This is a genomic window from Rhodococcus sp. WB9 (assembly GCF_007558985.1).
Lineage (GTDB): Bacteria > Actinomycetota > Actinomycetes > Mycobacteriales > Mycobacteriaceae > Rhodococcus_F > Rhodococcus_F opacus.
In genome coordinates this window covers 1,603,232-1,615,667 of sequence record NZ_CP041769.1, presented here as the reverse complement: position 1 = coordinate 1,615,667, position 12,436 = coordinate 1,603,232, and the positions used below count along the sequence as shown (strand labels likewise).

The window sequence follows — 12,436 nt, the reverse complement described above, 5'->3', positions numbered from 1 at the left end:
GATCAGCGACCTGTGACGTCCTTGTAGTCACGCTCGGTGTAACCGGTGTAGATCTGGCGCGGACGGCCGATCTTCGTAGCGGGATCTTCGTGCATCTCGCGCCAGTGTGCAATCCACCCGGGCAAGCGGCCCATGGCGAACAGAACGGTGAACATGCGCGTGGGGAAGCCCATCGCGCGGTAGATCAGACCCGTGTAGAAGTCGACGTTCGGGTACAGCTTGCGCTCGACGAAGTAGTCGTCGGTGAGCGCCGCCTCTTCGAGCGCCATCGCGATGTCGAGCAGCTCGTCGTCGCCGCCGAGCTTCTCGAGGATGGTGTGCGCCGTCTTCTTGACGATCGCCGCGCGCGGGTCGTAGTTGCGGTAGACGCGGTGCCCGAAGCCCATGAGCTTCACACCGTCTTCCTTGTTCTTGACCTTGCGGACGAAGTCGTCCGCGTTGCTGCCGCTGGCCTTGATCTCGTCGAGCATCTCCAGCACGGCCTGGTTGGCGCCGCCGTGCAGCGGGCCCCAGAGTGCGTTGATGCCACCGGAGATCGAGGTGAACAGGTTGGCGTCGGACGAGCCGACCAGCCGCACCGTCGACGTCGAGCAGTTCTGCTCGTGGTCGGCGTGCAGGATCAGCAGCATGTCGAGAGCCTTGGCGATCTCGGGATCGATCTCGTAGGGCTCCGCGGGGAAGCCGAACGTCATCCGGAGGAAGTTCTCGACCAGGTTCAGGGAGTTGTCCGGGTACAGGAACGGCTGCCCGACGGACTTCTTGTACGCGTAGGCCGCGATGGTCGGCAGCTTCGCGAGAAGGCGGATGGTCGAGAGCTCGACCTGTTCCGGGTCGGCCGGGTCCAGGGAGTCCTGGTAGTACGCGGACAGCGCGTTGACGGCGCTGGACAGGACCGGCATCGGGTGTGCGTTCCGCGGGAATCCGTCGAAGAACCTCTTGAGGTCCTCGTGCAGCAGGGTGTGGCGCCGGATCCGGTCGGTGAACGACTCGAGCTGCGCCGTGGTGGGCAGCTCACCGTAGATCAGCAGATAGCTGACCTCGATGAAAGTCGACTTCTCGGCCAGCTGTTCGATCGGGTACCCGCGGTAGCGGAGAATCCCGTGCTCACCGTCGATGTAGGTGATCGCGGAGCTGGTGGAGGCGGTATTGACGAAACCCGGGTCCAGGGTGGTGTACCCGGTGCTGGCGAGCAGCTTGCCCAGTTCGATACCGTCATTGCCCTCGGTTGCCCTGGCAATGGACATCGTGTGCTCACCACCAGGGTAGGTAAGCGTGGGCTTTGTGTCATTGTCAGGCACGAAGCATCCCTCTCAAGCTCAAACCAATGAGTAACAACTTCATTCAGGTAGAAACTAGTCCCACTCTGGCCTGCGTGCCGAAGGCGGGTCCGCTCAGAGCCCGTGATCCGGGTCCGCCGCGGGATGCGCGGCGACCACTGAGAAGGGTCGTCGAACGGGATCGGCGAGTGTCCGATTTGCCCGCACGGCACGGGAGTGGAATCGGTGAGGGCCAGTTACCCGAGACTGGACTGGCCGCGTTACCTGCACAGATGCCGAAGACGGCGGAGAACGCACACCGCGACGCCCGACGCGGTGAGGGAAGGACAAAGCGTGACACAAAGCGCCGCAGCCGCGACAGACGAACCCCCGCCCGACGTATCGGCCGGACCGCGACCGGTGTTACACCGTCTCACCAAGTGGGCACTCGATGCTCGAAAGTTGAACCGCTACGCCACCGCGGACATGCCCCACACACCCGTCCACCGCTGCCCCGGAGCGAGCACCAACTGATCGATCCCGGAGTTGAACGCGTCCGGCGGGCACGTCATCGGTTCGAGCGCCAGCGCCCGCCCGCGTCCCGGATACGACTTCCCGGCGTCGGGATCCGCGACGAACGCCTGCAGCCAGCCGAACTCACGAGCCGCCCACAGGATCGTTCCGGTGCCGTCCGGCGCCCGCAATTCGTGCCGCGACCTGCCGTCCGCGTCGACGTCCAGTGCGCTGAACGGGGTGTCGAGCGCGACGCCCGCCAGCATGCGCGGGCTGGTGAAGTCGTATTCGGTGCCTGCCACGGGCCGCGAACCCCCACTCGGCAGCATGCGCTCGTCGAGAGGCAGCCGGGTGCCGGCGGACAGTCGCAGCGTGCACTCGTCGAGCGGGAAGTCGCCGGCGCGGACGTAGGAGTGGAAGCCCATCCCGAACGGTGCCGGGATGGCTCCCGTGTTGGTGGCGGTGTGCGTCACGGTCAGGCCGTCGTCGTCCACGACGTAGGCGACGGTGAGCCGCAACGGGTACGGCCACCCCTTGTGGAGGCCGACGTCGATCGACAACTCGATGCGGTCGTCGGCGTGATTCACGACACGCCAGTCCCGGCGGCGGACGAATCCGTGACTGGCATTGCCGAATGTCGGCTCCGTGATCTCGAGTTGATGGTCGATGCCGTCGAAGACGAACTGGCCGTCGCGGATCCGGTTCGGCCACGGCGCGAGGATCAACCCCGCCGACAATGGTGGCCGGGTTCCGATGTCCCACGTCTCGGTGAGCGCCATCGGCCCGTCCGGACCGTCCCATTCGAGTAGCCGTAGTCCGGCGCCGGTAGCCGCGATGCCGGCCCGGTAGCCGCCTCCCCGGATCTCGAATCCGGCCGTGGCAGGCCTGTCCGTCTTCGAAGACTGCGGTTCACCCATGCACTTCAGTGTGCCCGAGATGGGCGCGAGATATGTGATGGCGCACAGGAACCTAGCGGGTGACCTTGTAACGCACCAGTGCCGGGAACACGAGCGCGGCGATCACCACACCGACGACGACGAGGACGCCACCGCCCGCGGCCGCCACGCTCGTCCCGACCGCCGCGGCGGCCGCGCCGTGCACGACGTCACCGATCCGCGGGCCCCCGGCCACGACGACGATGAAGACGCCCTGGAGTCGTCCGCGCATCTCGTCCGTGGCGACCTGCTGGAGCATGGTGCTGCGGAACGCGGCAGAGACCATGTCGACGGCGCCGCCGAATGCGAGGAACGCGAGAGCAATCCACAACAGGACCGGACTGTCGCCGGGTGACGCGATCCCCACCACCACGCCGAAGCCGACCATCGCGAGACCCCACAGCACGATGCACACGATCACGGCGAGGCCCTGGCGCCGGACCCTCGGCAGCCAACCGGAGAACACCCCACCGGCCACCGCGCCGAAGGACATCGCCGCGAACAGCAGTCCGAGCGCCACACCGCCCGACGCCGGGTCGCCGAACGTGTCGTGCGCGATCTGCGGGAACAACGCCCGCGGCATGCCGAACACCATGGCGATGATGTCGACGACGAACGACGCGAGCAGCACCTTCTGTGTCGCGAGGTAGGCGAACCCGTCGAACACCTCGCGCAGCCCGGCCCGGCGCGACTCCCCCGTCGGCGGGATGGCGGGCAGCCGGAGCACCGCCCACAGCGTGGCCAGGAGGGCGATCGAATCGACGAGATACAGCGTCGACAGCCCGACCGTCGGAATCATCACACCGGCAAGCAGCGGTCCGGCGATGGCGCCGAACTGCATGACCGTCATGTTGAGCGAGTTGGCGGCGGCCAGCTGTTCCGCGGGGATGAGCCGCGGGATGATCGCGCTGCGGGTGGGCTGATTGACCGCGAAGAACGCCTGCTGCAACCCCAGCAGTCCGAGTACCAGCCACACGTTGTCCAGTCCCAGCGCCGCCTGCACCCAGAACAGCACCGACGTCACACCGAGTCCGACGGTGGTGATCGTCAGCAGTTTCCGCCGGTCCATGACGTCGGCCAGCGCGCCGCCCCACAACCCGAACACGATCAGCGGTACCAGCGCGAACACGCCGGTCAGACCCACGTACGCCGAGCTGCGGGTGATCTCGTACACCTGCTGCGGCACGGCGACGACACTGAGCTGCCCGCCGATCACCGTCACGATCCCGGCCGCCCACAGGCGGCGGTAGTCCCGGTTCTGCAGCGGCGCCGTGTCGGCGAGCAGCCGCCGCTTCTTCCTCTCGGTGACGGTCTCGGTCATTCTTCCCTTAGCTCGTTTCCCATGCTCACTATTCCCCGGCCGTCACGGCTGTAGTCGCTCCACCGTCCACGAGCCGTCGACCAGCGACGTCCGGATGCGGTTGTGCATCCGGTTGGCGCGGCCCTGCCAGAACTCCACGACCGCGGGGCGGATCAGGATTCCGCCCCAGTCCGGCCGGACCGGGATGTCGACGTCGACGGGAAAGCGCTCCGCCGCGTGCAGCAGCGCGGCGTCCAGTTCGGCCCGCGAACCGATCGGCTTCGACTGTTCGGACGCCCACGCCCCCAGCCGGGATCCGCGGGGCCTGCTGTGCCAGTACTCATCCGTGACCTCGGCGCTCACGCGCTCGACGGGACCGCGGACGGTGATCTGCCGGGCGACGGGCACCCAGGTGAACGTCACCGACGCGTAGGGCACCGCCTCCAGCTGGCGGCCCTTGTCCGAGTCGTAGTTGGTGAAGAACAGCACACCGTCGGCACTCAATCCCTTGCAGAGGACGGTGCGGGTGCACGGATGTCCGTGCTCGTCGACGGTTCCGAGTGTCATCGCGTTGGGTTCGGGAACCCCGGCCTCCACGGCGTCCTCGAGCCACAGGCGCATCAAGGGAAGCCAGCCGTCGCTCAGCTGGTCGGCGTCCAGATCGGAGTCGACGTACCGTCCGTCAGCGCCCTGGTGCGCGTAACCGACGCGCATGGCCGCGAGGTCCTTGTTCACCGGTTTCGGCTGTTCTGCATCTGGAGACACAGCCGAGAACGCTACTCCCGGGTATGCACTGATCAACTCTCCGGTGACACCGGCTAAAGTTTTGGGGACCGAACCCGTCCCCTCGGATTGCAGCCGCGATCGTGCGATGCCCGGGGAAGGGAAGTCGATTGCGCGGACGAGGGTGCCTGCCCATCCCGCATGCACGCCCAGCGCAATTGTCGAACGCCGAGACAGTGCCGCTCTGACCGGGGGCACTCGAACGAGGAGAGTCCACGAGCTATGTCAGCTAGCGCGGCAATACCGGACGATTTCGTCAGCGGACTGGAAGGCGTGGTCGCGTTCACCAGCGACATCGCCGAACCCGACAAAGACGGCGGCGCCCTGCGCTACCGCGGCGTCGACATCGAAGAACTCGTCTCCAAGCACGTCACGTTCGGCAACGTGTGGGCCCTGCTCGTCGACGGCCGCTTCGGCCCCGGACTACCCCCGGCCGAACCGTTCCCCCTGCCCGTGCACACCGGCGACGTCCGCGTCGACGTCCAGGCCGGCCTCGCCATGCTCGCCCCCATCTGGGGATACCAGCCCCTCCTCGACATCGACGACGACACCGCCCGCGAACAACTCGCCCGCGCCTCCGTCATGGCCCTGTCCTACGTCGCCCAGTCCGCCCGCGGCATCTACCAGCCCGCCGTCCCGCAGAGACGCATCGACGAAGCCGCAACCGTCACCGAACGGTTCATGGTCCGCTGGAAGGGCGACCCCGACCCCGCCCACGTCGCCGCCATCGACGCCTACTGGGTCTCCGCCGCCGAACACGGCATGAACGCCTCCACCTTCACCGCCCGCGTCATCGCCTCCACCGGCGCCGACGTCGCCGCCTCGCTGTCCGGGGCGATCGGCGCGATGTCCGGCCCCCTGCACGGCGGCGCCCCCGCCCGCGTCCTGCCGATGATCGAAGACACCGAGAAGTCCGGCGACGCCCGCGCCCTGGTCAAGGGCATCCTCGACCGCAAGGAAAAGTTGATGGGCTTCGGGCACCGCGTCTACCGCGCCGAGGACCCCCGCGCCCGGGTGCTGCGCGCCACCGCGAAACGCCTGAACGCCCCCCGCTACGAGGCGGCCGCCGCCCTCGAGCAGGCCGCCCTCGCCGAACTGCGTGAACGCCGCCCCGACCGGGCCATCGAAACCAACGTCGAATTCTGGGCCGCGGTCATCCTCGACTTCGCCGAGGTCCCCGCGCACATGATGCCCGCGATGTTCACCTGCGGCCGCACCGCCGGCTGGTGCGCCCACATCCTCGAACAGAAACGGCTCGGCAAACTCGTCCGCCCGGCCGCCATCTACACCGGACCCGCACCCCGCACCCCCGAATCCGTCGAGGGCTGGGACCAGATCGCCCACACCAGCTGACCCTCTCCCCCGTCAGAACCAGTAAGGAACAGAAAGTAGCGATGACCTCCACACCGATCATCCCCGCAGACCTCCTGCCCGCCGATGGACGTTTCGGCTGCGGACCCTCCAAGGTTCGCCCCGAACAGCTGCAGTCGCTGGTCGAGGTGGGCTCCTCGGTGTTCGGCACCAGCCACCGCCAGAAGCCTGTCAAGGACGTCGTCGCCAGCGTGCGGTCCGGCCTCGCCGATCTGTTCTCCCTGCCCGAGGGCTACGAGGTGGTGCTCGGCAACGGTGGCACCACCGCGTTCTGGGATGCGGCCGCGTTCGGCCTGATCCGGGAGAAGTCGCTGCACCTCACGAACGGTGAGTTCAGCTCCAAGTTCGCGTCGGTCGCCAAAAACAATCCGTTCATCGGCGACCCGATCGTCGTCTCCGCCGACCCGGGCAGTGCTCCCGAGCCGGTCTCGGATCCGTCCGTAGACCTCATCGGCTGGGCGCACAACGAGACGTCCACCGGTGTCGCGATTCCCGTCTCGCGTCCCGCGGGCTCGGAGAATGCGCTCATCGCCATCGACGCCACGTCCGGCGCCGGCGGCCTGCCGGTGAACGTCGCCGACGCCGACGTGTACTACTTCGCCCCGCAGAAGTGCTTCGCCGCCGACGGCGGACTGTGGATCGCGCTGATGAGCCCGAAGGCGCTCGAGCGCGTCGCGGAGATCAAGGAGTCGGGTCGCTGGACCCCCGACTTCCTGTCGCTGCCCATCGCCGTGGACAACAGCTCCAAGGACCAGACGTACAACACCCCGGCGGTCGCGACGCTGCTGCTCCTCGCCAACCAGATCGACTGGCTGAACGGCAAGGGTGGCCTCGACTGGGCCACCTCGCGTACCGCCGATTCGTCCTCGCGCCTGTACCAGTGGGCCGAGGCCAGTGAATACGCCACCCCGTTCGTCACCGATCCCGCTCACCGCTCGCAGGTGGTCGGCACCATCGACTTCGACGACAAGATCGACGCGGCTCAGGTGGCGAAGATCCTGCGCGCCAACGGCGTCGTCGACACGGAGCCGTACCGCAAGCTGGGCCGCAACCAGCTGCGTGTCGGCATGTTCCCGGCGATCGATCCCGAGGACGTCTCGCAGCTCACGAAGAGCATCGACTGGGTCGTCTCGCAGCTCGGCTGAGTCCCGGCACCCACGTCCGTCAGCCCTCGGCACCTCGGTGCCGGGGGCTGACGGCGTTCGGGGGTCAGTCCGTGTCGAGGAAACGGTGGAATGGTGCGAGCGCCTCGTCGCCGAGATGCGGTCCGCTGACCTCGATCTCGACGCTCGCGGACTCGAGTACGTCGGAGCAGCCCAGCGTGAACCGGGGGCCGTCCGGGAGAATCCGGGAGAAGTCCGCGGACGACGCCGCGTAGACAACCCGCGTGATGCCGGCCCACACCATCGCCGCACTGCACATCGGGCACGGCTCACCGCTGGCATACATGGTGGCGCCGACGAGGTCGGCGGTGCGTCCCTCACCGCAGGCGGTGGTGATCGCGTCGAGTTCCGCGTGCTCGGTGACATCGGCGGACGTCGCGACGGAGTTGGCGCCCTCGCTGATCACATGACCGTCCGCCCCCACCGCCACCGCACCGAACGGTCTGTTGCCCGCGTCGCCCGTCTCGTCGGCGAGTTCGATGGCTCGCCGCAGGTGCGCAAGGTCCACGTCGTCGACATCGCTCTGGCTCATCGACTCAGATCCACTTCTGTTCCGACGCCCCGTTCCCGGGCTCTGTCGATCAGTATGCGCGCCGCGGCGAGGTCCTGGAGGCCGATCCCGACGGAGTTGTACAGCGTGATGTCCCGATCGGAGGTGCGGGCGACGGTGCGGCCCACGATCACGTCGCCCAACTCCACGGCGACGTCGCCCTCGCTGATCGCTCCCTCGGCGAGCGCCAGCAGCGTCTCTCCCGATTTGGTCATGGTGGTGGCCACCGAGTCGACGACCACCCGGGCCCGTCGCATTCCCTCGCCGTCGATCTCCCGGTGGTCCGCGCGCGGGGGCGCACCGACGGCGTTGACGTGCAAGCCTTCGCCGAACCAGGCGCCCCGCACGATCGGGTCCCTCGACGGCGTGAGCGTGCAGAGGACGTCGGAAGACCGGGTGACCGCCTCGGGCGAGTCCATCGGCTTGACCGAGATGCCGAGATCCTCTGTTCGGCTGCGGAATTCCTCGACCGTCGCGTCCGAGCGCGACCACACCAGCACCGTCTCGACGTCCGACACCCGGGTGATCGCCCGGGCGTGTTCGACGGCGAGGGTCCCGGCGCCCACCAGCCCCAGCACCCGGCTGCCTCGGTGGGCGAGGTGTTTCGTGGCCACGGCGCTGGCGGCGGCGGTGCGCACGGCAGTGATCAGGCGGCCGTCGAGCAGGGCCTCGCACTCACCGGTGTCCGCGGACGCGACCAGTACGGCCGAGCGTTGGACGGGCAGACCGCGGGAGGCGTTGCCGGGAAGATCGACCAGCATCTTCACCGCGGCCGCGCCGGCCGACTGAGCCGCCGCGACCATCGGGACGAAGGCCGCGGACTGCAGGGTCATGGCGGGTGGGGCGGGTGCGGATGCCGTCCCGGCGGCCAGGTCGGCGTGCGCCCGTTCCACCGCGGCGAACACCTCGGCGCGGTCGATGAGGCCGGCCACGTCGGAATGGGAAAGGATCAGTGTCACAAGAGTTTCCTCGCTGAGATCGATCAGGACGCGCGCGCGAACGCGACGGTCAGGTTTGCGGGTGAGCGGCTGTTGCGGATGAATCCACTGACCGCGACGATCGCGATCACGTAGGGCAGCATGACGAGCAGGGCGAACGGGACGCTGACACCGAGCGCGGGCAACGCGAACTGGAGCGCCTGCGCGATCCCGAAGAACACGGACGCCCAGATCACGCCGAGCGCGCGCCACCTGCCCGCGATCACCGCCACGACGGCGAGATACCCGATTCCGGCGGTCATGTTGTCGCTGAACGAGCGCACCTCGGACAGCGCGAGCTGCGCGCCGGCCAGTCCCGCCGTCAGTCCCGCGACGAGCACGCACAGGTAACGGATCTTCCGCACCGGCAGTCCGCTCCAGTCTGCCGCCTTCGCGTCCTCCCCGACCGCGTCGACGACGAGACCTGCCCGGGTCCGGCGGGACAGGGTGACGGCCAGCAGCCCGACCACCGCGAAGCAGAAGTAGCCGAGGGCCGTCTGCGAGAAGAGTGCCGGTCCGAGGATCGGGATCCGGTGCAGCAGCGGGATCTCGACGACCGCGAAACCCGGGGCATTCTGCCCCTTGCCGTCCGCGAGGAGCAGCCGGGCGCCGTAGGTGGTGGCGCCGAGGGCGAGGGCGTTGCTCGCGATGCCCACCACGATCTGGTCGGCGCGCAGCGTGACGCTCAGCAGTGCCTGCAGCAGTCCGAACAGCACCCCGGCCACCAATCCGGCCGTGAGGCCGCCCACCGCGGATCCGGTGGTGACGGCGCCGAGCACGCTGGCGAATGCCCCGGTCAGCATCATGCCCTCGAGGCTGAGGTTCAGTACGCCCGCCCGCTCGCTCACCAGTTCCCCGCTCGCGGCCACCAGGATCGGGAGTGCGAATCCCACGCCGCTGACGGCGATGTCCGACACCGTGTTCATCATTGCTTCGCTCCAGCCAGGTCGGGGACGTCGTGGGTCTTCGCCGTCGTCGCGGCCGCGGATCTCGATCTCCGGCCGGTCGCGGTCCACAGCACCGCTCCCGCGATCAGGATGATCATGACCGATTCCACGATCGACACGGTCGATGCCGGAACACCGGCTGCGAGTTGAAGATTGATTCCGCCGGACACGAGGAAGCCGAGCAGCAGCGACACGGCGCCGACGGCGAGCATGGAACCGCGCGCCAGGAGTCCGACGACCAGCCCGGAGAACCCATAGCCGGAGGAGAATCCTTCGACAAGCACGAACGGTGCCGTCGCGACGAGGATCCCGCCCGCGAGCCCGGAAAACGCGCCGGCGCAGGACAGGCTGAGAAATCGCAGCTCTCCGACCGGCAGTCCCAGCCGCGCCGACGCATCCGGGTTCAGGCCGACGGAGCGCAGCCGGACGCCGACCGCCGTCCGGCGCAGGACAACGCCGACGATCAGCGCCGCGACCAGCGCGATCCACAGCGCGATCGTCCCCGGCGAGCGTTCGATCCCCAGCAGCGGTAGGTGCGCGGTCTCGATCAGCGGCGCGGACTGCGGCAGCGTCTCCGACGACGTGACGGGCTGGCGGAGGAGGCTGGGCTCGTGCACCATCAGCAGCACCAGCGCGAGGCCGACGAAGTTCAGCAGCAGCGTCGTGATGATCTCGCTCGTGCCCCGGCGGACCCGCAGGTACGCGGCGATCGCGGCCCACGACCACCCGGCACCGGCCGCGGCGAGGAGTACCGCGGTGACGGCGATCGGGGCGGGGGTGTCCTCCCCGAGAGCGGTGCCGACCGCGGTCGCGGCGATGCCGCCGGCACACAGCTGGCCCTCGCCACCGACGTTCACCAGTCCGGCCCGGTGTGCGACGGTGAACCCGGCCGCGACGAGAGCCAGCACCGCGGCTGTGTTGAGCGAGACTCCGATCGCGTAGCTGCTGCCGAACATTCCCTCGGACAGAGCCTCGACGGTCTCGGGCACGGTGGCACCCGCGGCCGCGGCGAGGAGCAGTCCGACGAGTCCCGCGACCGCGATCGCGGCGACCGCCACGGGAAGTGGGTGGTGCACCCGGATTCGAAGTCGAGTCATGCCGCCGTTCCCGTCATCAGTTCACCGATGCGCTGCCCCGCAGTGGCCGCCGACGTGTCGACGGGCCCGAGCAGGGCCCCGCGGTAGCTGACGAAGATGCGGTCGCAGAGCGCGAGCAGTTCGGGGATCTCGCTGGACACGACCAGGACTCCGTTTCCCGCGGACGCGCAGCCGCGGAGTTGGTTCAGAACGAATTCGACCGCCCCGACGTCGAGTCCGCGGGTGGGCTGCGCCGCGACCAGACACTGCAGGTTCTCCGTCGACAGTTCGCGGGCCAGGACGACCTTCTGCTGATTGCCGCCCGACAGCGAACCCATGGATGTTCCCGGCCCGGGTGTCCGCACAGAGAACTGCTCGATCAGGTCCCCGGCCGCGGCGTCCATCCGGCGGCGGTCGAGCAGACCCATCCTGCGGAAGCGGTGCAGGCGGCCGAGGAAGAGGTTCTCCGACAGGGACAGTTCCGCCACCATCGCCTCTCGGTGGCGGTCCTCCGGCACCACCCCGAGACCGAGCCGGGTGCGTTGGGCCGGGGACGCCGACGTGATGTCGGCGTCGCCGAGCGTGACCGTGCCGGACTCGGGTCGGCTCGCCCCGGACAGCACGGCCACCAGTTCGCTCTGCCCGTTCCCCTCGACGCCCGCGATCCCGACGATCTCACCGGCCCGCACTTCGAGCCCCACGCCGGACAGGGCGACGCTGCCGTCCGCCCGGGTGGCGCGGACGCCGCGGATCCCGAGGACGACGGGGCCGGTCGCCCACCGTTCGGGCGTCGCGCCGACATCGCTCTCCGCGCCGACTCCCGCCGCGAGCACCGGACTGAGTTCCGACACCGGTCTTCCGACCATCGCCGTCGTCAGCTGGGGGATCGTCAACTCCGACATGCGGCCCCCGCCTGCCACCTCGCCTCCCCGCAATACGGTCGCGGCGTCCGCGACGCGGGCCACCTCGCCGAGTTTGTGGGTGACGAGGACTACCGCCTTGCCCGCCGCCGCGACGGCCTGGCACGTCTCGATCAGGGCGTCGATCTCGCCGGGGTCGAGCACCCCGGTCGGCTCGTCCAGCAGGATCAACGAGGGGTCGGTGAGGAGGGCCTTCACGATCTCGACCTTCTGCCGCGCACCGATCGGCATGGCCGAGACCAGCGCGTCCGAATCGATCCGCAGGTGATAGTCGTCGGCGAGCCGATCGAGGCGGGTCCGCAGTTCCGCGCGGCGCAGTCGCAGCCCCCGTCCGGTGAGCAGCAGGTTCTCGGCCACGGTCATCGTGCCGATGAGGCTGAAGTGCTGATGCACCATCGCCACGCCGTCCGCCATCGCAGCCGCGGGCGAAGCGGGCGCGTACCTGCGACCGGAGAGGGTCATCGTTCCGGTGTCCGGTCGCAGACCGCCGTAGACGACGTTGCAGAGCGTCGACTTCCCGGCCCCGTTCTCCCCGAGGATGCAGTGCACCGTTCCGGGTTGCACCGACAGGTCGACACCGTGGAGGGCCCGGACGTCGCCGAAGCTCTTCCCGATTCCCGTGAGTTGGAGTGCTGGTGTGCTCAT

General features: G+C 68.8%; 11 protein-coding genes. 2 read left to right on the top strand and 9 right to left on the bottom strand.

Annotated elements, in window-relative coordinates:
• Positions 1-2 precede the first annotated feature (2 nt).
• The 4 genes from FND50_RS07750 to pdxH all read right to left on the bottom strand — a co-directional run bounded on the left by FND50_RS07750 (position 3) and on the right by pdxH (position 4,739).
• On the bottom strand, positions 3-1,298 hold the full coding sequence (locus FND50_RS07750) for a citrate synthase (protein WP_005263314.1): 1,296 nt from the start codon (positions 1,296-1,298) through the stop codon (positions 3-5).
• Positions 1,299-1,726: 428 nt separating this feature from the next.
• Entirely contained in the window at positions 1,727-2,686 is a 960-nt protein-coding gene (locus FND50_RS07745) for an aldose 1-epimerase family protein (RefSeq protein WP_144285341.1), read from the bottom strand.
• Positions 2,687-2,738: 52 nt separating this feature from the next.
• Complete coding sequence (locus FND50_RS07740) at positions 2,739-4,025, bottom strand: MFS transporter (RefSeq protein WP_144285340.1); 1,287 nt, start codon at positions 4,023-4,025, stop codon at positions 2,739-2,741.
• Between the two features lie 42 nt (positions 4,026-4,067).
• Positions 4,068-4,739 (bottom strand): pyridoxamine 5'-phosphate oxidase, encoded by a 672-nt coding sequence (gene pdxH / locus FND50_RS07735; protein WP_037234511.1) that lies wholly within the window; start codon positions 4,737-4,739, stop codon positions 4,068-4,070.
• A 270-nt stretch (positions 4,740-5,009) separates the two neighbouring features.
• On the opposite strand from pdxH, the gene FND50_RS07730 reads away from it, so the two are divergent.
• Both FND50_RS07730 and serC read left to right on the top strand, forming a co-directional pair.
• A complete protein-coding gene (locus tag FND50_RS07730) occupies positions 5,010-6,140 on the top strand; it encodes a citrate synthase 2 (protein WP_144285339.1) in 1,131 nt (376 codons plus the stop codon).
• Between the two features lie 41 nt (positions 6,141-6,181).
• Positions 6,182-7,303 carry a phosphoserine transaminase gene (gene serC, locus FND50_RS07725; protein WP_007298216.1) on the top strand — a complete coding sequence of 374 codons (1,122 nt, stop codon included), beginning with the start codon at positions 6,182-6,184 and terminating at the stop codon, positions 7,301-7,303.
• A 64-nt stretch (positions 7,304-7,367) separates the two neighbouring features.
• On the opposite strand, the gene FND50_RS07720 is transcribed toward serC, so the two are convergent.
• Genes FND50_RS07720 through FND50_RS07700 form a run of 5 tightly spaced genes read right to left on the bottom strand, consistent with a single transcriptional unit; the run spans position 7,368 to position 12,436 of the window.
• On the bottom strand, positions 7,368-7,853 hold the full coding sequence (locus FND50_RS07720; RefSeq protein WP_144285338.1) for a nucleoside deaminase: 486 nt from the start codon (positions 7,851-7,853) through the stop codon (positions 7,368-7,370).
• Positions 7,850-8,830 (bottom strand): ornithine cyclodeaminase family protein, encoded by a 981-nt coding sequence (locus FND50_RS07715; RefSeq protein WP_064080925.1) that lies wholly within the window; start codon positions 8,828-8,830, stop codon positions 7,850-7,852. The genes FND50_RS07720 and FND50_RS07715 overlap by 4 nt, the downstream gene beginning before the upstream one ends.
• A gap of 23 nt (positions 8,831-8,853) precedes the next feature.
• Positions 8,854-9,777, bottom strand: a complete 924-nt coding sequence (locus FND50_RS07710) for an ABC transporter permease (protein ID WP_144285337.1) — start codon at positions 9,775-9,777, stop codon at positions 8,854-8,856.
• On the bottom strand, positions 9,774-10,892 hold the full coding sequence (locus FND50_RS07705) for an ABC transporter permease (protein ID WP_144285336.1): 1,119 nt from the start codon (positions 10,890-10,892) through the stop codon (positions 9,774-9,776). The genes FND50_RS07710 and FND50_RS07705 overlap by 4 nt, the downstream gene beginning before the upstream one ends.
• Positions 10,889-12,436, bottom strand: coding sequence for an ABC transporter ATP-binding protein (locus FND50_RS07700; RefSeq protein ID WP_144285335.1), 1,548 nt, complete (start codon positions 12,434-12,436; stop codon positions 10,889-10,891). Before FND50_RS07700 ends, FND50_RS07705 begins: the two co-directional genes overlap by 4 nt.